This is a genomic window from Aquabacter spiritensis, assembly GCF_004346185.1.
GTDB lineage: Bacteria > Pseudomonadota > Alphaproteobacteria > Rhizobiales > Xanthobacteraceae > Aquabacter > Aquabacter spiritensis.
On sequence record NZ_SMAI01000023.1, the window covers coordinates 1 to 20,607 of the forward strand.

Below are 20,607 nucleotides of genomic sequence, written 5' to 3' on the forward strand. Positions count from 1 at the left end.
CGGAAATTGCTCATCGGCGGCGCTCAATCCAGGAGAATCACTCAATGACACCGAATCGCATCTCGCCGGTCGCCTCAAGTCCGACAGGCTCCTAGTGGATCGCTTGACCAGAGGTTTTCCGGGTCGCCACCGACATACTTCCCGTATTCGCTGCGGTATCGCTCCTTGAGTGTGCGCGCGCTCTCTGAACTCCCAGCCCTGCCGACGTAGAGCACCCAAGTCGCCTGATGGTCGCTTCCATCTTCGAGATTCATCTTCAGATGGGAGCGGTAAACGAACATGTAGAGACCGCACTTTGACGGGATGGACTGCCACAGGCTGGGAGTGGCGCGACGTATCTCCCAAGCTACGCCAGTGCCGCCGAGATCTTTGGTTAGAGCCGAGCCGAGGTCTGAATCGATCTGCCAATTGATCGGGAAGGTTAGGCCTAGACCGATCGACGGCTGTTCACGGTGGCGCGCAAGTGTATCACGAATGATCTTAGTACCGGTCAACGCACCCACCCCGAAACAGACGACTCGCGTCTCGATAGAATTCCCCTTCTGTTCATCACCCAGGACGCTGATCGAGGCAAGGCGGCGAATTCCTTTAGGCTTTGCATAACTGGAGACATTTCGAGAGAGGCTTATCCCGTTGTCCCAGGTCGCCCTAAATGTGGTATCTTGACCCTGATGGGCTGCCGGAACGGTGGCTATGACGGGACAGCCGATGGCCAGGGCGCGATCGCTTACAGAATTCCAGGAGGCGTTTCCCGACGAGGCGGGCTGCGCGGCATTTTTGCTCGCACGGCGCTGGCCTGACGGCTTCGCCTGTCCTCTGTGCGGTAGCGTCCGCGCGGCGATCCTGAAGAGCCGGGCGCACACGTATGAATGCCTCGACTGCGGTCGTCAGACCTCGATCACGGCTGGCACAGTGATGCATCGCTCCAAGCTCCCGCTGACGGTTTGGTTTTGGGCCGCGCATCTGATGTCGACGCATTCCAACGGGATGTCGGCGCGGCAGTTGGAGGATCAACTCGGTCTCACCTACAAGACCGCGTGGCTGCTGACACAGAAGCTGCGGCGATCGATGGTCGATCCGGATCGGGAACCTCTCGAAGGGGTCGTTGAAGTCGATCAAGCGGAAATCCCTTTCCGAACTGGCGACACGTTCTTCGATCCCGGCAACTCCGGGAAAATCCTCATTGCCGGTGCCGTCGAGGTGATCGATCGCGACACGAATGAGGCCAAGCCACGGCGAAAAGGGGCCAAATACCTCGATACGAGATCCGGTCGCATTCGCCTTGCCATGATCGCGGACAATTCCGCCGCGTCGATCGAGGCCTTCGTGAGAGCCAATGTGAAGCCTGGGGCCACGCTGCTCACCGACGGTCACGCATCCTATCCCGGACTGACCGACTACCGGCATGACCCGCGGGTGGTCGGCAAGATGGCAGCGCATGTCGTGCTGCCATGGATTCACCGGGTCTTCTCGTTGATGAAGCGGTGGGGGCTGGGCACGTATCACGGCCTGCGCCGCAAACATATCGATACCTATCTCAACGAGTTCGTCTTCCGCTATAATCGCCGCTTCTACAGGCACGCCCCGTTCGAAACGATACTCGGTCTCGCCACCCACCATGAGCCCACGAGCTATTGGGACATCATCGGCCGCACCAACCCCCGCAAGGGCGACGTGGTGCTCAGGCGTGCGCCACGCCGGAGAAAGTCAGCGACCGGAATGCTCCAGGACAGCTCACGCAGAGCCCAGACCGACGACCAAAATCAGGCGTCAGAGACAGGGCAGTCGCTAGATATGGTGGCACCTGGGACAACGGGATAAGCCTCTTTCGAGAGCCTCCGCGGAGCGGCGTTCTACGAACCCGAACTATGATCGCGCGGCAGAGCGCCGCCGCACTGTTCTTTCAGTCGAGATCGGATGAACGGCCATGTCTCCGAGGTGGTCCAGGCGTAGCTCCGGCCTGCTGGGAAGTTTCACGATCAATTCCAGCTTGCCGCCCACAGCCTCGACGTAACTCCGCAACGTCGAAAGATACATGTCCGCCTGCTTCTCGATCTTTGAGACCGAAGGCTGCTTGATGTTCAGCGCAGTCGCGATGTCGGCCTGCGCCTTGCCGGCGATCTGGCGCAGCTCTCGCAGACCTTCGACTTCCTGCTTGAGGACCTGGTAGCGCGCCTCGATCTCCGCTTGTTCTTCCAAGGGGAGTTCAGCAATGAATTCGTTCAGGCTCCGTGCCATCTCACTTTCCCTTCTTTGCGGATTTCAGGCTTTCCAGATGGTCGGAAAACCGTAAATCCGCTTTTGCGATCAGGCTCCTGTAGAAGCGCTTTTGGCTTCCACCCGACTTGTCGCCCGCGACGAGCACGATCGCCTTTCTCTCCGGGTCGAAGGCGAAGGCGGCTCGCCATTCGCCATCGGCGGCCTCGAACCGCAGCTCCTTCATATTGGCGTGCCCGGACCCCTTGAGCGTGTCGGCGTAGGGCCGGCCAAGCTGCGGGCCGAAATCGGCAAGCAGCTTGGCGGCGGCGGCCAGTGCGATACGGACGTCTCGCTCGAAGGCCAGAACCTCGTCCTCAAAGGCAGGATGCAATCTGACTTCCCAAGTCATATAGCCTCCAAGCTATGTGCGGTCAATGGGAAGGATGCGCGCCGCCGCCGGCGACGCCGTGGTCACACGACGGCAACTCTCAGCCCAGGCATCGAGATCGTCGACTGCGTAGCGGACCCATTTTCCGAACTTATGGAAGACAGGTCCGCCACCCAGCGAGCGGTAGCATTCGAGCGTATGCGCTTCGAGGGCGAGGTAGCGGGCGGCCGCCTCGGTATCGACGAAGCGGATCGGGCCAGCGTCATCGACGAACCTGGCGCGACGCAGGATGTCTGGCGTAGGCCAACGGCGCTGCGGGTTGGCGTCCTTACGCATGGCTCGCCTCTTTCGGCTCGTCGCGTTTGGTGCCAGGAGGAACGGCGCGGTTTTCCCCGGAGCGATGACGGAACGGACGATAGTTTCCGAGCTTGGTGCGGGAGGCATATTGGCCGTCCTCGTAGCCAAGGGGCTTGCCGGCCGCCGTCAGTACCGGCTCGATCGCCTCGATTTCAGGCGCCACCGAAGGCACGTCCACAACCGGCGCCGGCGTCGGCGTCGGGATGGGAGGCGGGCACGCCGGGTGACCACCAAGCAACGCCTGCCGCCGCTGGTTCACCGCTTCTGCCGCGGCTCGCACGGGATCGTCCTCGGTGTGGACGTATTTCATGAACATGGTCACCGTCTTGTGGGCGGTGAGCGCCATGCCGACCTTCACCGGGATGCCGGAGTTGGCGATGTCGGTCGCCGAGCGATGGCGGATGCCATGCGTTCCAATATGCGGGAGCCCGGCACGCTCAAGGATGCGCCGCCAGCCCTGGTAATAGGTGTGCTTCGACATAGGCAGGTTGGGATCGAAGACGGACGGGCAGACGAACGGCGATTCCTCAAGGAGCGGCGCGGTTTCGAAGAGCCGCTGCGCTTCGGCGCTCATGGGCTTGGACATGCCACCGGTCTTACTGTCGGGCCAGACGACGCGCCGATTATCGTAATCGATCCACGACCATTCGAGCTGGAGGATCTCGGACATCCGCGCGGCGAATTCGAACTGGAGTCGGATCGCGAGGAGGATGAAGGGATGCTCAAGCCCCTCCGTCTCGGCGCGCGCGAGGTACGCGAAGAGCTTCTTCATCTCGCTGTCGGTGATCAACCGGGTCTTTCCCCGTTCCGGGTACTTCGGGACGTGGCGGCAGGGATTCGACCCGTCGGGGCGCATGCCCCAGACCTCGGCCATGTTGAACATCTTCCGCACCGCCGCGAGGACGCGGTTCGCGTTGGTCGGTTTCTTCGACATCTTCTTCATCAGGTTGGAGATGTCGGCGCGCGTGACGTCGGGCACCTTCAACTGGCCGAGTACCGGAATAATGTAGCGCTTGCCGTAGCCGCGGTTCGAATGGACGGTGGACGGCTTGTTGCGGCTCTCCGAGTAGTCTGTGATGAAGCGGTCGAAGAGTTCCTTGACCGTGGGCGCCTGCCGGGCTGTCGCCCGCTCGGCGCTGGGATCGACGCCTCGCCGTACCTCGGCCAACCAGTCCTGGGCGATCCCGCGGGCCTGCTCGACGGTGATCTCACCGAAGCGGCCGACAGCGGGCTTTCGGCGCTGGCCGTTGTGGGCGACATAGGCGACCATGAAAATCTTGCGGCCGGTCGGGGTGACCTTGACAAGGAACCCCGGTATCGTCGTATCCCGGAGTTCGTAATCGCGCTCCTGCGGGGTTGCGGCGTCTACAGCGGTCTTGGTGAGTTTGATTTTGGGCATTCCTAACCTCCGTTGAGGTCGGATTTCAGGTGCAACATAGGTGCACCTAGAAAGCCAACCATGGCGTACGTCCGGCTAGGCATGTGTGATCTGAGAACCGAAAAAAGCTAGTGCTGACAATCGGTTATCGGGAAAACGGATACTGCCGGATACACAAAGGATAGGGCATATCCGGTCTCTCAAAATCCGGTTCTGGTGACAGAGTGTCGGTTCGATTCCGACCGCCCGCACCATCGCCCACGGACGGGCTTGAGAAGGTCGGGACCGGGGCATGGATCCCCATGGGTTCTTCCCCCGTGCGGTCCGCGAAGGCGCCTCCCTTTCGACCTGCCGGATATCGATCAAGCGGCCGCGGGACGCGCCGGCAGAACGACCACCCGCGAGCCGATGGGGACGCGCCGGTAGAGGTCGATGATGTCCTGGTTCAGCAGGCGGATGCAGCCCGACGACACCATGGTGCCGATGCTCCAGGGCTCGACCGTGCCGTGCAGGCGGTAATAGGTGTCCCGGCCGTCGCGATAGAGATAGAGCGCGCGCGGGCCGAGCGGATTGCCGGGGCCGCCGGGGAGGCCGTCCCTGACCGGTCCGTAGCGGTCCGGATCGCGCCGGATCATGTCGGGCGTCGGGCGCCAGCCGGGCCATTCGGCCTTCCGGGCGATGGTCGCCGCGCCGCGAAAATTGAAAGCTTCTTCCTGGCCGACGCCGACGCCGTAGCGCAGCGCGCGCCCATTCTCACGCACCAGATAAGCGTAGCGGGCGACGGGATCGACGACGATGGTGCCCGGCGGCTCGCTTGTGCGATAGGCCACTTCGCGGCGCAGGAATTCGGGCCTCACTTCGGCGAGATCGATGGCCGGAACCGGATAGGGTTCCGTGTCGATGGCTGCGTACATCGAGGCGTAGAACGGATCGACCAAGGGTGCGGAAAGGTCGGGGCCTGGCTGCTCGCGCGTCACGCATCCGGCCAAAGCGAGGGAGGCTCCGGCGATAAACCCACGTCTGCTGATGCTCATTCGCCGTCCACATCCTCGCGCGAGATTCCTGCGCGGACAGCAAAACCATAGCGAACGCGCCGCGTCGATTCCGCATGGCAGAATGACCCTCATAACTTTCGGTTATGTGAGATTCGGGTAGTCTCTTCCGCACCGATGACCGAGTGGCGCTCGACCGCTCGCCGGACGCCGGCCCCGCGTGAGGTTCGTGACATGGATATTGCCGCCGCCCTCCGGGCCTTCGTCCGCACGGTCGAGCGTGGCTCGGTCACCGCAGCCGCCCGCGACCTGGCCATCTCCCAGCCCGCCGTGACAAAGCATCTTCGCAATCTTGAGCGCCATGTCGGCGCCCGTCTCCTCGAGCGCTCGTCACGGATCGTGCGGCCGACCTCCCAAGGCCAGGCTCTCTACACCGTCAGCCGGGAAGCCCTGGTCTCGATCGACGCGGCTTTGGAAGGGGTGCGCCGGGACATGGGCGCGGTGGAAGGTCATCTGCGCATCCATGCGCCCTCGTGCGTCGGCGCCAAGCACCTGCACGGCATCGTGATGGACTTCCAGCGCACCTACCCGGCCGTCACGGCCGATCTGGTGCTGGACAACCGCGAAATCGATCTCGTCTACGAGAATTTCGATCTCGCGATCCGATATGGCCGGCCGGCCGACCAGAATCTCATCATCCGCCGCCTCGGCGCGATCCGCCGGATCCTCGTCGCGGCGCCGAGCTTCCTCGCGCGATTCGGGCCGATCGATACGCTCGCCCGCCTGTCGGAGGTCGCGCTGATCACCAGCGAATCCCTCCTCTCCAAGCAAGACGTGCTGGCGCTGCGCGACCGGGACAACGCAGCGACCGAGCTGCCGGTGCGCGCGGCGCTGCGGACCAACAATGCCGAAGTCATCGTCGCCACTCTGGTCGCGGGGCATGCCGCGGGCCCGGTCCAACATTTGCTGGTCGACAGCGAGCTGGCGGACGGACGCCTGGTGCGCATTCTCCCCGAATACGAGGTGAGGCCCACCGAGGCGTTCCTGGCTTATCCCTCCGTCCGTTTCATGCGGCCCGTGGTGCGGGCGTTCACGGACTTCGCGGTGCCGGCGCTGCGCAACGTCCCGGGCATCATGAGCGGACGCGACACCGCCCCGCCCGACGCCCGCGCGATGGACGCACCCGACACCATGCCGGAGGATCTGCCGGCCCGGTTCCCCGCCCCGGTCGATGGCCGTGCGGATCGGGCATAATCCCGGTCCGTCCCGTCCTGGCAGAGTGCGCCGCGGTCAGCCCTCCTTGATGCCCGCCTCGCGGATGATCGCGCTCCATTTGCGGGTTTCGTCCTCGATGAAGGCGCCGAATGCCGCGCCGGTCCCGCCCCGCGCCTCGAGGCCGCGCACCACCAGCTTCTTTTGCATCTCGGTCTCGGCGAGGACGCGCAGAATCTCCGTCTGCATGCGGTCGAGGATCGCGGCCGGGGTTCCGGCCGGCGCCATGAAACCGTACCAGCCTTCCGCGACCACGTTGCGCCCCTGCTCGCGCAAGGTCGGCGCCTGGGGATAGACGGCGCTGCGCTGGGCCGAAGCGCAGCCCAGAACCCTGAGGCCGCCGCTCTCGATGTGCGGCAGGGCCGCGCTGATCGCGGTCAAGGTCGCGTCGATGCGCCCGGCCAGCAATTCCGTATAGGCCGGGGCATCGCCGCGAAACTGGACGTTGAGCCCCTTGACCCCGGCATCCTTGAACAGAAGCTCGGCCGCCAGATGCGGCTGCGAGCCGGCGCCCGGCGAGCCGAACGTGAGCCCGTCCGGCTTGGATTTTCCATAGGCGATGAAGGCGTCGAGGGTCTTGTAGGGCGCGTGCGCATTGACGATCAGGAAGATCGGCGCGACCACCGCCATCGCGACCGGCACCAGATCCTTGCGCGGGTCGTAGCTCAGCTTGCCGGCCAAGGCTTCGGCGGTCGCATAAGGCGCGGCGGCATAAAGAAAGGTGTAGCCGTCGGGCTCGGCGCGGGCGACCGCGGCATTGGCGATCCGCGTGCCCCCGCCCGGCCGGTTCTCGACGAAGAATTTCAGGCTCGTTTCCTGTTCGAGCCGGTCGGCCAGAAGCCGCAGCGAAATGTCGTTCGCGCCGCCCGGACCATAAGGCGAGATCAGCTTGATGGGACGCGCGGGCCAATCCTCCTTCGCCTGCGCGCGCAACGAAGGATAGGCGACCAGCCCCGTTGCGAGGCCTCCCAGCACAGCCCTGCGTGTGATCTTCATATTGTCCTCCCTGACCCGACTTTGTTGTTCTGCGGTGGTCGATCTTCTTGGCTGCAAATGTTCGCCGGCGTGCGATCGCCGTAGCCCGGCGCGGCGGCCGGGTCGGCGTTAAGGCCCGTCGCCGAAATGCCGGCGGACGAGCCATTCGGCGACCACGGCCGGCTTCGGAGCGCCCTCGATCTCGATGGTGACCGCGATCGTCGTCTGCACGTCGCGCGGGCCCAGCTCATCGAACGCCGTCAGAGCGAAGCGGCCGCGGATCCGGCTGCCGACCGGCACCGGCGCGATGAAGCGCATGCGGTTCATCCCGTAATTCACGCTCATCGTGACGCCCTCCATCTGCGGGATGTCGCGGGCCATTTCAGGGATCAGCGAGAGCGTGAGGAAGCCATGGGCGATGGTCGTTCCGAACGGGCCGCGGCGGGCGCGCGCGGGATCGACATGGATATATTGCCGGTCGCCCGTGCAGTCCGCGAACCGGTCGATCCGGCTCTGGTCGATCTCGATCCAGCGGGACACGCCGATCTCCCGGCCGAGCCCCGCTTGATAGGCCTCCTTCGCGATCCGCGTCACCTGCATGGTCTCTCACCTCGGTATGACGGACCCGATCGGGCGCGGCCCCCGGGGCGCCGCGCGCCGGTCCTCCTCACCGCTCGACGAACAGATCGAGCGCGAGGTCTTCTTCGGTCCGGCTGTTGCGATACATGTCGAAATCGGTGCGTCCCGCGCGGCGCAGCACCTCTTCGTCCAGCAGGGTCTGCCCGGTATTGTCCCGCGCGGGGGAGGCGAGGATCAGACACGCCGCATCGGCGACGATCGCCGGCGTGCGGGAGCGCGCGATATAATCGGCGCCGACCTCGAACTGCACCGCGGCGGTGGCGATCGTGGTGCGCGGCCACAGCGCGTTGACGGCGATCCCCTTGCCGCGGAACTCCTCGGCCATGCCCAGGCAGAGCAGCGTCATGCCGAACTTGGTCACGGTGTAGGGAATGTACGGCGCGAGCCAGTCGGAACGCAGGCTGATCGGCGGCGACATGCTCAAAACGTGGGGATTGTCGGCCGCTTCCAGGAGCGGGAGCGCCGCCTTGGTGACGGCGAGAAGCGCACGCGTATTCACCTGATAGAGCAGGTCGAAGCGCTTCATCTCGATGGTCGCGGCCGGCTCCAGCCGGATCGCCCCGGCATTTGCGACGACGCCGTCGAGGCGCCCGAAGGTGGCGGCGGTCGCCGCCATGGCCGCGGCGATCGACGCGTCGTCCCGCACGTCCACCTTTACGGCGAGCGCCTGGCCGCCGCGCTCGCGGACCTCTTCGGCAACCGTGTGGATGGTGCCCGGCAGCTTGGGATGGGGCACGTCCGACTTCGCCGCGATCACAATGTTCGCGCCCTGCGCGGCCGCCGTCAGGGCGATCTGCCGGCCGATGCCCCGGCTCGCGCCGGTGATGAAAAGCGTGCGCCCCTTCAATGGAGCTTCCATGGTGCCCTCCCGGATCCGATGTGGCGCGCGCCGGCTCTGAGCGGCCCGCACCCCTGTTTTAACAGAGCGCGCGTCCCGCGACGGGCGTCGGCGCCGGATCGCAACCGGCATTGAAATCGGGCCGGCGCTTCTCGCGGAAGGCCGCCAGCCCCTCTGCGGCTTCCCGGCCGAACCGGGCGCGGTTGAGGGCCTGCGCCTCCGCATCCAGATGGGTCGCGAGCGCGGCCTGCCGCCCGGTCGTGACGAGGTGCTTGATGCGCCCGATGGCGCATGGCGGCCCGTCCGCGAGGCGGTGGGCGAGCGCGAGCGCGGTGTCGAGGGCGGTCCCCGGCGCGGCGAGCGTGGTGACGATGCCGGCCTGCGCCAGATCCGCGGCCCCGACCGGCTCGCCGAGGAGACACATCGCCATCACCGCCTGGCGGGGCATCGCGGCCGCGAGAAAATGCGTCACCCCGCCATCGGGGCTGAGCCCGACGCGGACATGGGCGACGGTGAATTTCGCATCGCGCGCGGCGACGATCAGGTCGCAGGCGAGCACCATGCCCAAGGCGGCGCCCGCGGCGCCACCTTCGACGGCCGCGATGACCGGGAGCGGACAGTCGACGATCGCCTTGATCATGGCATTGAGCTTGTCGGTGTTCGTCGTCGCCGCGGCGAGCGTGCCCTGGGCACTGTCCTGGAGGGCGCGCACATGGCCGCCGGAGGAGAAGAATCCCCCTGCCCCGGTCAGGATCACGGCGCGCAGTCCGGGGTCCGTCGCCGCCGAAATGAGATGCGCCTGCACCTGGGGATAGATGTCGGGCCCGACCGCATTGCGGCTTCGCGGCCCGTCGAGCGTCAGCAGCAGCACCGCGCCGCGCCGCTCGGCCCGCAATCGGGTGGTGGTTTCGTCGTGTCCGGTCACGTGCGCCACTCCAGCCGCACCACGCCGAGCGTGGCGGCAGGGCGGAAAGCGCCCGGCTTTGTCGCCATCGCGTTCCCGCTCGTTGGATCGTTCTCTCCCTCAATGCATCGACGCTAACGCCACATGCCGCGTCTCGCAATTAAAATTTGTTCAAATGCGTATTTTGTTCAAAATAATAGAACTACATGGCATATCGTTTAAGAAACAGAGGAGACGTCATGGAGCGCGAGGCGGGGGAAGGCCCCCTCAAAGGGCTGCGGGTGCTGGATATCGCGACCATCATCGCCGGGCCGATGGCGGCGACTTTGATGGCCGATTTCGGGGCGGACGTGGTGAAACTGGAGCTGCCCGGCCTCGGCGACGGCTTGCGCGGCTTTCCGCCGTTCAAGGACGGCACGTCCCTGTGGTGGAAGGTGACGAACCGCGGCAAGCTGTTCGGCACGCTCGATCTGCGCCGGCCGGAAGGCAAAGACCTGTTCCTGAAGCTGGTGGCAAAGAGCGACGTCCTGGTCGAGAATTTCCGTCCGGGCACGCTGGAGCGCTGGGGCCTCGACATCGAAACCCTCTGGGCCGCCAATCCGCGCCTCGTCGTGCTGCGCACGAGCGCCTTCGGCCAGGACGGACCGGATGCCGGTTTGCCGGGCTTTGCCCGCATCTTCGAGGCGATCGGCGGCCTGACCGGCATTTCGGGCGATCCGGACCGCAAGCCGATGCATCCCGGTTATCCGATCGGCGATCCGATCGGCGCGCTGTTCGGCAGTTTCGCGATCATGGCCGCGCTCTGGCGGGTGGCGACGAGCGACCGGGACAAAGGCGAGGAGATCGATCTGTCCCTGACCGAGGCGCTGTTCCGGATCGTCGAGGTTTTGGCTATCGAATATGACCAGCTCGGCGAGATCCGCCGGCGCAGCGGCAACCGGAACCAGTATTCCGCGCCCTCGGACGTCTATCTCACCGCCGACAAGCGCTATGTCTCGCTCGCCGGCAGCACCGACCGGACCTTCGCCAACAATGCCCGCGCGATCGGCCGGCCGGAGCTGGCGCAGGATCCCCGCTTTGCCTCCAATGGCGCGCGGGTGGAAAATTCCGTCGCGCTCGACCGGATCTTCGGCGGCTGGATCGCCGCCCACACCCAGGAGGAGGCGGTCGGCGCCTTCCGTGCGGCGAACGGTACGCTCGCGCCGATCTATTCCATCGACCAGATTTTCGAGGATCCGCAATTCGTCGCCCGCAAGGCGATCGCGGAGGTGCCGGACGAGGATTTCGGCACGGTCCGGATGCAGGGCCTGGTGCCGCGCTTCACCCGGCAGCCGGGCAAGATCCGTTGGGCCGCGAAGCGCTTGGCCGCGGACAACGATTTTATCTACAAGGAGATCCTGGGCCTCGACGAGGCCGAGATCCGATCCCTGCGGGACCGGCAGATCATTTGAACCCGAGGACGCGCCGATGAGCGGGGAGAGCAGCGCCGAGCGGGGCCCTAAAGCGGGTCCCGCGTCCGATTCCGGCGCGATCGACCCCTCGCTCTCTTCGACCTTGATCCGCGGCATCGAGTTGCTGCGGTGCTTCGGCCCGGCGGACCAGGCACTCAGCAATGCCGAGCTGGCGCGCCGCCTCGGCCTCAATCGGCCGACCGTCTCGCGTCTGTGCAAGACGCTCATCCATCTCGGCTATCTCCGGCGCGACGCGAAGGAGACGTTCCGCCTCGCGCCGCAGCTTCTCGCCCTCACCTATCCCGTGCTCTCGGCAATGCCCTGGCGCCATGCCGTGCTCCATCCGATGCGCGAGCTCGCACAGATGTGCGCCGGCAACAGCTCGCTCGGCGTCATGTCGGGGGACGTGTTCGTCCATATCCAAACCGCCGGCAATCCGCCGGGCTGGCCCCACATTCCGGATATCGGCCAGACCGGGCCGCTGCATCGGTCCGCGCTCGGCTGGTCGCTTCTGTCCGTGCTGCCGGAACCCGAGCGCGCGGCCAAGATCGCGGACTTGCAGAGCCTGCATCCCGAGGGGTTCGCGGCGTCCGCCGAGAAGACCCATGCCGCCATCGCGCGCTGCCTGAAGGAGGGCTTCTGCGTCTCCTATGGCGACTGGCGCCCGGACCTCGTCGCCGCCGCCGCCCCGCTCGGGCGCACCGAGGACGGGCTGTGCGTCGCGCTCGCCTGCGCGGTCCCGCAATATCGCGCCGAGGCGGACTATTTCGAGACCGATCTCGGCCCGCGCCTCGCCAGCGCGGCGGCCTCGCTGCGCTATTCCGGGGTGTTCACCCTGGCGGGCGGCGAGGCCTCGAACGGCAGGAGATAGGTGGATCCGGTCGGCAGGTCCGAGAGAGGCAGGTCCGAGAGAGGCAGGTCTGAGATGGACGGGTCCGCCCCCCGGCCCGGCCTCCGCACCGGCTCCGACAGATGGCGGATCAGATCGCGGGCAACCGGCGAGAGTTCCGCGTCGCGCCGATGGCAGATGCACAAGCGGCGTCGCGACCAGCCGTCGGACAGGCGAAGCGTGGCGAAGGCGGACCGGCCGCGGCTCCGGCGGGCCGCGGTCGCGGGAACGATGCCGAGCCCGACGCCGTGCGCCGCGAGACGGCAGACCGCCTCGAAGGTCCGGACCTTGATGCGATAGACCATGCGCCGGCCGAGCCGCGCGGCCTGCGCCTCCAGATGGTCCTGGATCGCGCCGCCGGTAAGGCCCACGAACCGCTGGCCGAGTAGGTCGGCGAAGCCCACGCGCCTCGCCCCGGCGAGCGCATGGTCGCGCGCTGCCACCACCACCAATTGGTCGCGGGCGAACGGGACGAGGTGAAGCGATGAGGTCGCCGCCGCCTCCGAAAGGATCCCGATGTCCGCCAGTCCGCCGGAGACCGCCGCGGCGATTTCCACGCTGGTCCGCTCTTTGAGATCGACATCGATGCGCGGGTGCGCCGCGAGCCAGCCGCCCAGCCGGTCCGGAAGACACTCGGTCAGCGCCGCGGTGTTGGCGAGGAGGCGGATGCGCACCCGAAGGCCCGCCGCATGGGCGCCGAGTTCGTCCTTGAGGCGCGCCATTTCGCGCAGCACGCGCCGCGCATGGTGCGCCAGCGTCTCGCCCGCCTGCGTGGGAAGGGTTCCCCGCCGGCCGCGCACCAGGAGCGCGACGCCGCCGGCCGCCTCCATCTCGCGCAGGCGCTCGCTCGCCGCGGCGAGCGACAGGTTCGCCTCGGCCGCTCCGGCGGTGATGCTGCCGGCCTCGACCACGGCGAGGAACAGGCGGAGATCGGCGAGATCGAAGCGCATCGGAGCAGGATAGGCGCACCCGAGCCTTCGGACCAGCCGAAGGCGCCCTCAGGATCGTCCGGATTGCGGATGGCGCGGGGATCGGCGTGAATGCGGCATGTCCGATCCCGCTCTCCTCCTCGCGGTCGCCGCGACCTTCTTCCTTGCCGGCCTGGTCAAGGGTGTCACCGGCATGGGCCTGCCGACCGTCGCCATGGGCGCTCTGGGCGCCCTCCTCTCGCCGGTGGCGGCCGCGGCGCTCCTGGTCGTTCCCTCGCTCGTCACCAATGTCTGGCAGCTTTTCGACGGGCCGCGCCTCGCGCCGCTTCTCGCGCGGCTGTGGCCGATGATGGCGGCGATCGCCCTCGGCACGCTCGCCGGCACGTCGCTGCTCGCGCGCGGATCGACCGGCCTGACGACCGCCGCGCTCGGCATCGCCCTCATCGCCTATGCCGCCTATTCGCTGCTCGCGCGCCAGATCCGCGTGCCGCCCCGGCACGAGGCGTGGCTCGCGCCGGTGATCGGCCTGACCACCGGGGCGGTGACCGGCGGGACCGGCGTGTTCGTGATCCCGGCCGTGCCCTATCTGCAGGCCTTGGGGCTGGCGAAAGACGACCTGGTCCAGGCGCTCGGCCTGTCCTTCACCGTCTCCACCCTCGCTTTGGGCGCCGGCCTCGCGCTGCGCGGCGCCTATCCCCTCGGCGAAGCGATGCTCTCGGGGCTGGCCATCGTCCCGGCCCTCCTCGGCATGCGGGCCGGCCAGATGGTCCGTGGCCGGATCAGCCAGACGGCGTTCCGGCGCTGGTTCCTGGTCGGCCTGCTGCTGCTCGGCGTACACATGCTCGCCGGCGCCCTGCGGTGAATGGCCCCCGGAGCGAACGCCGGGGGACCGCTTTCAGAGCGCGATCGAAAGCCCTTTGGCCTTGCGTTCCGCGAGCAGGCCGAGATAGCAGGCGGCGAGGCTCGCCCCGGCCAAGGCGGTGATCTCGGCATGATCGAAGGGCGGCGAGACCTCGACGACGTCGAAGCCCTTCAGATCGAGATCCCCCATCAGGCGCAGGCAGGAAATCGCCTCGCGCGTGGTCAGCCCGCCGCACACCGGCGTGCCGGTGCCCGGCGCATAGGCCGGATCCAGGCAATCGATATCGAAGGTCACATAGACCGGCGCATCCCCGACCCGCGCGCGGATATGGGCGGCGAGATCGCGCGGCCCCATCTCGCCCGCGCGGAAGCCATGCACGACGTCGATGCCGAAGGTCTGCGGCGCATGGGTGCGGATGCCGACCTGAACCGAGCGGTCGACGCGCAGCAGGCCATCCTTGACCGCCCGGGTGATCATGGTGCCGTGATCGACGCGGGTGCCGTCATCGTCCCATGTGTCCTGATGGGCATCGAACTGGACCAGCGCCACGGGTTCGCCGATCCGGTCGACCAGCGCCTTCAGCAGCGGATAGGTGAGGAAATGGTCGCCGCCCAGGGTCACCAGATGGCTGCCGCGGGCATAATGCGCCTTGGCCTGCGCCTCGATGGCCCCGGGGATGGTGTGCGCGAGGCCGTAATCGAACACGCAATCGCCGACATCCACCACCTCCATCGCCTCGAACGGGTCGATGCCGAAGGGGTAGAAGGGATCGCCGTCCATGATGGCGGAAGCGGTGCGGATCGCCCGCGGTCCGAACCGGGTTCCGGGCCGGTTCGACACCGTCACGTCGAGAGGCACGCCCCACACCACCGCGTCGGCGCCGCCGCCATCCTTGGCGTAGCGCCGCCGCAGGAACGAGGCTGCGCCGGAATAATTGGGCTCCATGGACTGGCCGAAGCGGAAGGACGGGTCCAGCGCCCGGTCGACCGGCCGGGGGCTCAAGGGATCATCGCTCACGGGAAACCTCCCCACACGCGCCCGGGCGCCGGGTAGCCGCCGCGCGGCGCGTCCGGCACGGGGCGCGGCGTCCCGATACAATCGACCGGCGGACAGGGCAAGCGGCGCGGCGCGCGAAGAGCGCGGTTTGCGTCAGATGGCGTATTCGCCGGCCTGATGTGCGCGCGGCGGACGACAATCCACCGCCCCGCCGCCACGCGGATAAAGCCGCGCGCGGTCGAGCCGCACCGAGACCTTCGCCCCGTTGGGCACCCGGACCGTCGGTGCGATGCTCGCTTCCAGGCGGCCGCCGCCGACCTCGACTTCGAGCAGCCGGGTCGAGCCGTGGCGGCGGAAGCCGAGCACGACCGCATCCGCCCCGGGCACGCCCGGCATGGAGACGGTGATGTCGTGCGGCCGCACGAAGAGCGATCCCGGCCCGTCCGGGGTCGGATCCGCCGCAGCCGCGATCGTCTGGCCGCCGACCCGCACCAGCCCGTCCGCCACCTCGACCTCGAGCCGGCTCGATTCCCCCATGAAGCCGAACACGTCCGGCGTGGCCGGACGGTCATAGACGTCGTCCGGCGTCCCCACCTGCTCGATCCGGCCCTGGCTCATCACCACCACCCGGTCGGCGAGTTCCAACGCCTCCTCCTGGTCGTGCGTGACGAACAGGGTGGTATGGCCGGTCTGGTCGTGCAGCGCCCGAAGCCAGGCCCGCAATTCCTTGCGCACCAGCGCGTCGAGCGCGCCGAACGGCTCGTCGAGCAGCAGCACCTTGGGCTCGATGGCGAGGGCGCGGGCGAGCGCGACGCGCTGGCGCTGGCCGCCGGAGAGTTGCGCCGGAAAGCGGCGGCCATAGCCGTCGAGCTGGATCAGACCCAGAAGCTCCGCCACGCGCGCCTGGATCTCGGCCTCCGACGGACGGCTGGTGCGCGGGCGCGAGCGCAGGCCATAGGCGATGTTGTCCCCCACCGTCATGTGGCGGAACAGGGCATAATGCTGGAACACGAAGCCGATACCGCGATGGCGCACCGGCACCGTCGTCGCGTCCGCCCCGTCGAGGAGAACGCGCCCCGCATCGAGCCCTTCGAGCCCGGCGACGACGCGCAGCAAGGTGGTCTTGCCCGAGCCGGACGGTCCGAGCAACGCCACCAATTCTCCCGGCTGGACATCGAGCGAGATGCCCGCCAGCGCCCGATGGGGGCCGAAGGTCTTGACGGCATTCTCGACGGCGACGGCAGCGGTCATGAAGGCATCCGAAGCGGGGGGCGGCGCGCGGCGCCGAGCGGGGCGCTTATGGCACGAAGCCGGCCGTCAGGGAACGCCGGCCTGCGGCCCGAGCGCCGGTCCGGAATAGAGGATCGGGGTGGAGAGCGTGGTGGCGTCCGCCGCATCCAGGGTCACCAGGAGGGTCGCATCGCGGGGCACGCCGCGCCGCAAGGCGGCCAGTGCCTCGGAGGGAAGTCGCCCCTCCGCGTCGAACACCGCCAGATGCCGCGTTCCGAAGGCGGCGGAGGTGATCCAGAGATGATAGCGCTGGCCCTGCGGCGGCGGGGCCGGGACCTGCAGCACGGCGATTTCCCCGCCGTCGAGATCGAGGGTCACGGCGACGCCCGGCTGGGGCTGCGGATGCAGCATCGCGAACAGGTCCGGCCCGTCGGGCCGGTATGCCTCGCGATAGACCGCAGCCGCGGCGACGCCCAGGAGGACGAGCATGAGAAGGCCGCTGGCGACCCGCCACGGATTGCGGGCGGGGACCGGGCCCGCGGGCGGAAGGGATGCCGCGGCGGGTTGCGGCGATGCCCCTGCCTCGGACGCGGCCCGCAAACCTGCGGGGTCGGGCGGGGGCATGTCGGCGGCGAGCGGTGCGTCGGAGGACCCGGTGTCGGGCAAATCGCCGCCGAGCGGGGCGGCCGGCGGCACCGGCTCCGTGGCCGTCCCGTCGGCCGGCGCGGACGCATCCGCCGGGAAGAGCGGATCGTCCGCAGGGGACGGCGGCGGCGCGGCGGAGGTGGTTTCCGTTTCGGCCGCCCCGCTTTCGGATGCCGGCCGGTCCGCAGCCTCCGCGCCGGACGGCGCGACGGGGCGTCCCGTTTCAGGCGGCGGCGCCGGTGCATCGGCCGGTTCGCGCCCTGCGGGCCGGCGATCGGCCTCGGCGGGCGGGTGAATCGCCCCCTCCGCCGCGGCGGTTTCCTTTGCGGGGTCCGAGGCCGGACCAGGAAGCGCCGGCTGGGTCGCGTCGGGCACCGCCGGGGGCACGAGCGCTGGTGCATCGTCCACGGCGGGCGGAGCGGGTTCGGCCGCCAGGGCGGAAGCGGGGACTGCCTCCTCCCCTCCGGACGGTCCGGATGGATCGCCCGGACCGTCTTCCGCCGGGGCGGCATGGGGCGGTGGTGGGAGCGGCAGGGCGACGGGTGGCGGGGCGAGCGACGGCGGGGCGAGCGGGTCCGCATCCGACCGGGCCCTTAGAGATGCGCCCTCGGCGGCCGGGATGGCGGCCACGGCCTCGACGACGGGATCCGCGGAAATGGCATCGGGCGGCGCTGCGGCGGCCTCCCCCGAACCGACCTCCGCCGCGCCAATGTCCAAAGGCTCCGCACGGGCTTGATCGGACAGCCCGGCCTCGGCTTCGACGACCGTCACAGTCTCGGACGGCGCCGCATCCACCGGCGCGGCCGGGGGCGCCGATCCGCGCGGGTCGTCGGCCACGGGAGAAACGGCATCGCTCGCGGCGGTCGGTTCGGCGGTCGGCGTCGTCTCTTCCGCAGGCGCATCCGGCGGAAGCGCGGCGCGGATCTCCTCCCACAGCGTGGCCGGCGGGCGGACGGGCGCGGAGAGTTCGTGGAGCGGCGCGAACCGGCGCTCCCAGAGGCGGATCAGGTCCGCGAAGCCGGGATCCCGCGCTGCCCGCTCGCGTGCAGCCGCCCGCTCCGCCGCATCCAGCGTGCCGATGACATATTCCGCGGCGGTGCGGAGGGGCTCGTCGAGGGGCGTCATGGACAGCGGAGGGGCATGGCGCGAGGGGATGTCATGGGGCGCCGTTCAAGGCCGGAGGCCGGCATCGAGTTCACCAATGCTGCGCCACATCCAGGTGTTCACGGCGTGGATCGGCGCATCGAAATAGACCGACAGGGCCTCGCGGCTCCAGCCGTCATAATAAGCGTGAAGCACCATCCGGCGCCGCTCCTCGGAAAGCTGGCCGAGGCAGGTGAGCAGACCATGGAGGTCCGGGCTGTGGGGTGCGCTCTCCAGCGGGTCCTCGAGATCCTCCTCCACCTCGAACGGCTCCAGCGCGAACACGCCTTCGGGCTGTGCGCGTGCCAGATCGAGGGCGGCGGCGCGGACGTCGGCCGCCATCGCCGCGACGAGATCGGCCTCCTCGGCGAACGCCGCCGCCTCCGCCCATAGCCGGGCGAAATGCCGGCGAAGCGCCTCGGTCGCCAAATCGGGCCGCCGCAGGATCCGCAATGCGATGCCGTAGAGGCGCGGACCGGCGGCCTGGAACACCTGCGCGAAGGCAGCGCGATCGCCGCCCGAACTGGCTGCAAGGAGGTCCCGGAGAGCGTCTCGGTCGATCAATGCGGCGCGTCCCGATGGGGCATGATGGCGCACCGCAACACGGATCGTGGCGGCGCAGCCCGCTCAATTGAGCTCAAATCGTGGCGGCTCGCCAGCAAAAAGCCGTCACCGCCCGCCCGGGTTGCGGGATCGAGATCCAAGCCGCAGTCTCACAGGCGCGCGGGCTCGCCCTGGCGCCACGCCGCGCGGCGCTCCATCGCCTCAGCTTCGGACGCCCGCTCGCGCTCGCCTGCGGCTTCGGCGAGCTGGAGCTGGGCTTCGGCTTCGCTCACGGCATCGCGCGCCTCGTCGCGCTGGCCGCGCAAGTCCTGAATCGAGCGCGCGAGATTGTCCCGCCGCTGCCGGGCCGCGGCCGCCAATGGCGGATAGGCGAAGTGCTTGGGATCGGCGATGCCGGACCGGGCCTCCTCGGTGGCGATGTCGCGTTCGAGTTCGTTCGACATGCGATCGAACTCCGCGATCATGCCGTCGATCTGGGCGAGGCGGCGGCGCGCATCCTCGGTCTGGAACCGCTTGGCGCGGATCAGGGGCTCACGCGACTTCATGGTACGCGACACTCCGAAGCACATGACGGAAACCGGGGCCTTCCGGCCGCAGGCGGGATCATGGCGCAAGGGGGTTGCCCGTTCCTTACCGCTGCGGTGGACGGCGGAAAAAGTGCCGCGGGCGCCCGCTCGGAAACCAATCATTTACCCCCTTCATTAATGATGCCTCCATGGTTCGGGCGACGCAGCGGGACGAGGGCTTGAAAAGCCCCCGTTTCCAGCGGCCGCCCGAGGCTCCCCGGGGCTCCGGGGCAGTTTGATGACGGCGGCGGCCAGGGGCGCGAGAGGTCTGTGGGCAAACGGGGTCGGCGATCCCGTTCGGCACACAAAGATTTCTGACGGGACTCTTGTGCTGTAGAATCTGTTTCGGTAATCGATTCTAGATCCTTCACCCGATTCACGCTGTCGCCTGGGCACGTGGAAGGCGGCGCGCCGCCTTTCGACTTGGTGCGAGGAAAGGGATTGCCATGCGCGTCTTGCTCATCGAGGACGACAGTGCGACGGCCCAAAGCATCGAGCTGATGCTGAAGTCCGAAAGCTTCAATGTTTACACGACGGACCTCGGCGAAGAAGGCGTCGACCTCGGCAAGGTGTACGAATACGATATTATTTTGCTCGACCTCAACTTGCCCGACATGTCCGGTTTCGAGGTGCTGCGCAGCCTGCGCGTCGCCAAGGTCAAGACGCCGATTCTGATCCTCTCCGGCCTCGCCAATACCGAGGACAAGGTGAAGGGCTTCGGCTTCGGGGCGGACGATTATCTCACCAAGCCGTTCCACAAGGATGAGATGGTGGCGCGGATCCACGCCATCGTGCGGCGCTCCAAGGGCCACGCGCAGTCGGTGATCCAGACCGGCGACCTCGTGGTCAATCTCGACACCAAGACGGTCGAGGTCGATGCGGCGCGGGTTCATCTGACCGGCAAGGAATACCAGATGCTGGAGCTGCTCTCGCTCCGCAAGGGCACGACCCTGACCAAGGAAATGTTCCTGAACCACCTTTATGGCGGCATGGACGAGCCCGAACTGAAGATCATCGACGTGTTCATCTGCAAGCTGCGCAAGAAGCTCGCGAACGCGTCCGGCGGGAAGAATTATATCGAGACCGTCTGGGGCCGCGGCTATGTGCTGCGCGAACCCTCGGCCGGTGCAGAACGGATCGCCGTCTGATTCGTCGGCCCGGCGACGCTCGGATCGCCCCCTGATCGCAGAAAGGCCCCGCCGAGCGGGGCCTCAGACCGCTGACAAACCCCGTCGATTTTTCGGCGGGGTTTTTGTTTGGGTTGGGGCCGGTCGGTTTTTGGCTATGGCGTCGGGCGATTTTGGGGGGAGCGGGCTCAGGCTGGCCGGGCCTTTGCCGGGGCGGTGACGAGGGCGATCTTCTTGATGTTCTGGGCGGCGGCTGCGAGCAG

The 20,607-nt window shown here is 67.8% G+C and carries 20 protein-coding genes and 1 pseudogene; 6 read left to right on the forward strand and 15 right to left on the reverse strand.

The window, feature by feature from the left end:
• Positions 1-708: 708 nt before the first annotated feature.
• A pseudogene (locus EDC64_RS22660) lies at positions 709-1,635 on the forward strand (IS1595 family transposase); the annotation flags it as partial.
• 231 nt (positions 1,636-1,866) lie between these two features.
• Here EDC64_RS22660 and EDC64_RS22665 read toward each other — a convergent pair.
• From EDC64_RS22665 to EDC64_RS22685, 5 genes are all read right to left on the reverse strand, one after another.
• Positions 1,867-2,238 (reverse strand): XRE family transcriptional regulator, encoded by a 372-nt coding sequence (locus tag EDC64_RS22665; protein WP_207916168.1) that lies wholly within the window; start codon positions 2,236-2,238, stop codon positions 1,867-1,869.
• Position 2,239: 1 nt separating this feature from the next.
• Positions 2,240-2,608, reverse strand: coding sequence for a type II toxin-antitoxin system RelE/ParE family toxin (locus EDC64_RS22670; RefSeq protein ID WP_132036040.1), 369 nt, complete (start codon positions 2,606-2,608; stop codon positions 2,240-2,242).
• A 12-nt stretch (positions 2,609-2,620) separates the two neighbouring features.
• Positions 2,621-2,923, reverse strand: a complete 303-nt coding sequence (locus tag EDC64_RS22675; RefSeq protein WP_132036042.1) for a MerR family transcriptional regulator — start codon at positions 2,921-2,923, stop codon at positions 2,621-2,623.
• The gene (locus EDC64_RS22680; RefSeq protein WP_132036044.1) at positions 2,916-4,343 is read right to left on the reverse strand and encodes a tyrosine-type recombinase/integrase; all 1,428 of its coding nucleotides are present in this window, start codon (positions 4,341-4,343) and stop codon (positions 2,916-2,918) included. Before EDC64_RS22680 ends, EDC64_RS22675 begins: the two co-directional genes overlap by 8 nt.
• Positions 4,344-4,684: 341 nt before the next feature.
• Positions 4,685-5,356 (reverse strand): L,D-transpeptidase, encoded by a 672-nt coding sequence (locus EDC64_RS22685; protein WP_132036046.1) that lies wholly within the window; start codon positions 5,354-5,356, stop codon positions 4,685-4,687.
• A 192-nt stretch (positions 5,357-5,548) separates the two neighbouring features.
• Between EDC64_RS22685 and EDC64_RS22690 the strand changes: the two genes are divergently transcribed.
• Positions 5,549-6,568, forward strand: a complete 1,020-nt coding sequence (locus EDC64_RS22690; RefSeq protein ID WP_132036048.1) for a LysR family transcriptional regulator — start codon at positions 5,549-5,551, stop codon at positions 6,566-6,568.
• Between the two features lie 36 nt (positions 6,569-6,604).
• On the opposite strand, the gene EDC64_RS22695 is transcribed toward EDC64_RS22690, so the two are convergent.
• From EDC64_RS22695 to EDC64_RS22710, 4 genes are all read right to left on the reverse strand, one after another.
• Positions 6,605-7,582 (reverse strand): Bug family tripartite tricarboxylate transporter substrate binding protein, encoded by a 978-nt coding sequence (locus EDC64_RS22695; protein ID WP_132036050.1) that lies wholly within the window; start codon positions 7,580-7,582, stop codon positions 6,605-6,607.
• Positions 7,583-7,690: 108 nt separating this feature from the next.
• Positions 7,691-8,161: a MaoC family dehydratase gene (locus tag EDC64_RS22700; RefSeq protein ID WP_132036052.1), complete on the reverse strand. Its 471-nt coding sequence runs from the start codon at positions 8,159-8,161 to the stop codon at positions 7,691-7,693.
• 67 nt (positions 8,162-8,228) lie between these two features.
• Entirely contained in the window at positions 8,229-9,059 is an 831-nt protein-coding gene (locus tag EDC64_RS22705) for an SDR family oxidoreductase (RefSeq protein WP_132036053.1), read from the reverse strand.
• A gap of 58 nt (positions 9,060-9,117) precedes the next feature.
• Entirely contained in the window at positions 9,118-9,963 is an 846-nt protein-coding gene (locus EDC64_RS22710; RefSeq protein WP_132036055.1) for an oxepin-CoA hydrolase, alternative type, read from the reverse strand.
• Positions 9,964-10,181: 218 nt separating this feature from the next.
• On the opposite strand from EDC64_RS22710, the gene EDC64_RS22715 reads away from it, so the two are divergent.
• Both EDC64_RS22715 and EDC64_RS22720 read left to right on the forward strand, forming a co-directional pair.
• The gene (locus EDC64_RS22715) at positions 10,182-11,393 is read left to right on the forward strand and encodes a CaiB/BaiF CoA transferase family protein (protein ID WP_132036057.1); all 1,212 of its coding nucleotides are present in this window, start codon (positions 10,182-10,184) and stop codon (positions 11,391-11,393) included.
• A 16-nt stretch (positions 11,394-11,409) separates the two neighbouring features.
• Positions 11,410-12,264, forward strand: coding sequence for an IclR family transcriptional regulator (locus tag EDC64_RS22720; RefSeq protein WP_132036059.1), 855 nt, complete (start codon positions 11,410-11,412; stop codon positions 12,262-12,264).
• On the opposite strand, the gene EDC64_RS22725 is transcribed toward EDC64_RS22720, so the two are convergent.
• Positions 12,210-13,232 carry a LysR family transcriptional regulator gene (locus tag EDC64_RS22725; protein ID WP_132036061.1) on the reverse strand — a complete coding sequence of 341 codons (1,023 nt, stop codon included), beginning with the start codon at positions 13,230-13,232 and terminating at the stop codon, positions 12,210-12,212. The genes EDC64_RS22720 and EDC64_RS22725 overlap by 55 nt on opposite strands.
• A gap of 97 nt (positions 13,233-13,329) precedes the next feature.
• On the opposite strand from EDC64_RS22725, the gene EDC64_RS22730 reads away from it, so the two are divergent.
• Complete coding sequence (locus EDC64_RS22730) at positions 13,330-14,073, forward strand: sulfite exporter TauE/SafE family protein (RefSeq protein ID WP_132036063.1); 744 nt, start codon at positions 13,330-13,332, stop codon at positions 14,071-14,073.
• A gap of 33 nt (positions 14,074-14,106) precedes the next feature.
• Here the strand turns inward: EDC64_RS22730 and speB are convergent, their stop codons facing one another.
• The 5 genes from speB to EDC64_RS22755 form a co-directional block, all read right to left on the reverse strand.
• A complete protein-coding gene (gene speB / locus EDC64_RS22735) occupies positions 14,107-15,090 on the reverse strand; it encodes an agmatinase (RefSeq protein ID WP_132036065.1) in 984 nt (327 codons plus the stop codon).
• 132 nt (positions 15,091-15,222) lie between these two features.
• On the reverse strand, positions 15,223-16,320 hold the full coding sequence (locus EDC64_RS22740) for a sulfate/molybdate ABC transporter ATP-binding protein (RefSeq protein ID WP_132036067.1): 1,098 nt from the start codon (positions 16,318-16,320) through the stop codon (positions 15,223-15,225).
• 66 nt (positions 16,321-16,386) lie between these two features.
• Positions 16,387-18,069 carry a hypothetical protein gene (locus tag EDC64_RS22745; protein ID WP_132036069.1) on the reverse strand — a complete coding sequence of 561 codons (1,683 nt, stop codon included), beginning with the start codon at positions 18,067-18,069 and terminating at the stop codon, positions 16,387-16,389.
• Between the two features lie 45 nt (positions 18,070-18,114).
• Positions 18,115-18,651 carry a sigma factor-like helix-turn-helix DNA-binding protein gene (locus tag EDC64_RS22750; protein ID WP_132036071.1) on the reverse strand — a complete coding sequence of 179 codons (537 nt, stop codon included), beginning with the start codon at positions 18,649-18,651 and terminating at the stop codon, positions 18,115-18,117.
• A 149-nt stretch (positions 18,652-18,800) separates the two neighbouring features.
• Complete coding sequence (locus EDC64_RS22755; RefSeq protein WP_132036073.1) at positions 18,801-19,196, reverse strand: flagellar export protein FliJ; 396 nt, start codon at positions 19,194-19,196, stop codon at positions 18,801-18,803.
• Between the two features lie 467 nt (positions 19,197-19,663).
• Here EDC64_RS22755 and ctrA point away from each other — a divergent pair, with 467 nt between their 5' ends.
• Entirely contained in the window at positions 19,664-20,365 is a 702-nt protein-coding gene (gene ctrA, locus EDC64_RS22760; protein ID WP_132036075.1) for a response regulator transcription factor CtrA, read from the forward strand.
• Positions 20,366-20,607: the final 242 nt, after the last annotated feature.

What these genes read in the sequence shown, in the direction of transcription:
- EDC64_RS22665 (WP_207916168.1), bottom strand. Translation starts at nt 2,238, where the DNA reads ATGGCACGGAGCCTGAACGAATTCATTGCTGAACTCCCCTTGGAAGAA.
- EDC64_RS22670 (WP_132036040.1), bottom strand. Translation starts at nt 2,608, where the DNA reads ATGACTTGGGAAGTCAGATTGCATCCTGCCTTTGAGGACGAGGTTCTG.
- EDC64_RS22675 (WP_132036042.1), bottom strand. Translation starts at nt 2,923, where the DNA reads ATGCGTAAGGACGCCAACCCGCAGCGCCGTTGGCCTACGCCAGACATC.
- EDC64_RS22680 (WP_132036044.1), bottom strand. Translation starts at nt 4,343, where the DNA reads ATGCCCAAAATCAAACTCACCAAGACCGCTGTAGACGCCGCAACCCCG.
- EDC64_RS22685 (WP_132036046.1), bottom strand. Translation starts at nt 5,356, where the DNA reads ATGAGCATCAGCAGACGTGGGTTTATCGCCGGAGCCTCCCTCGCTTTG.
- EDC64_RS22690 (WP_132036048.1), top strand. Translation starts at nt 5,549, where the DNA reads ATGGATATTGCCGCCGCCCTCCGGGCCTTCGTCCGCACGGTCGAGCGT.
- EDC64_RS22695 (WP_132036050.1), bottom strand. Translation starts at nt 7,582, where the DNA reads ATGAAGATCACACGCAGGGCTGTGCTGGGAGGCCTCGCAACGGGGCTG.
- EDC64_RS22700 (WP_132036052.1), bottom strand. Translation starts at nt 8,161, where the DNA reads ATGCAGGTGACGCGGATCGCGAAGGAGGCCTATCAAGCGGGGCTCGGC.
- EDC64_RS22705 (WP_132036053.1), bottom strand. Translation starts at nt 9,059, where the DNA reads ATGGAAGCTCCATTGAAGGGGCGCACGCTTTTCATCACCGGCGCGAGC.
- EDC64_RS22715 (WP_132036057.1), top strand. Translation starts at nt 10,182, where the DNA reads ATGGAGCGCGAGGCGGGGGAAGGCCCCCTCAAAGGGCTGCGGGTGCTG.
- EDC64_RS22720 (WP_132036059.1), top strand. Translation starts at nt 11,410, where the DNA reads ATGAGCGGGGAGAGCAGCGCCGAGCGGGGCCCTAAAGCGGGTCCCGCG.
- EDC64_RS22725 (WP_132036061.1), bottom strand. Translation starts at nt 13,232, where the DNA reads ATGCGCTTCGATCTCGCCGATCTCCGCCTGTTCCTCGCCGTGGTCGAG.
- EDC64_RS22730 (WP_132036063.1), top strand. Translation starts at nt 13,330, where the DNA reads ATGTCCGATCCCGCTCTCCTCCTCGCGGTCGCCGCGACCTTCTTCCTT.
- EDC64_RS22740 (WP_132036067.1), bottom strand. Translation starts at nt 16,320, where the DNA reads ATGACCGCTGCCGTCGCCGTCGAGAATGCCGTCAAGACCTTCGGCCCC.
- EDC64_RS22745 (WP_132036069.1), bottom strand. Translation starts at nt 18,069, where the DNA reads ATGACGCCCCTCGACGAGCCCCTCCGCACCGCCGCGGAATATGTCATC.
- EDC64_RS22755 (WP_132036073.1), bottom strand. Translation starts at nt 19,196, where the DNA reads ATGAAGTCGCGTGAGCCCCTGATCCGCGCCAAGCGGTTCCAGACCGAG.
- ctrA (WP_132036075.1), top strand. Translation starts at nt 19,664, where the DNA reads ATGCGCGTCTTGCTCATCGAGGACGACAGTGCGACGGCCCAAAGCATC.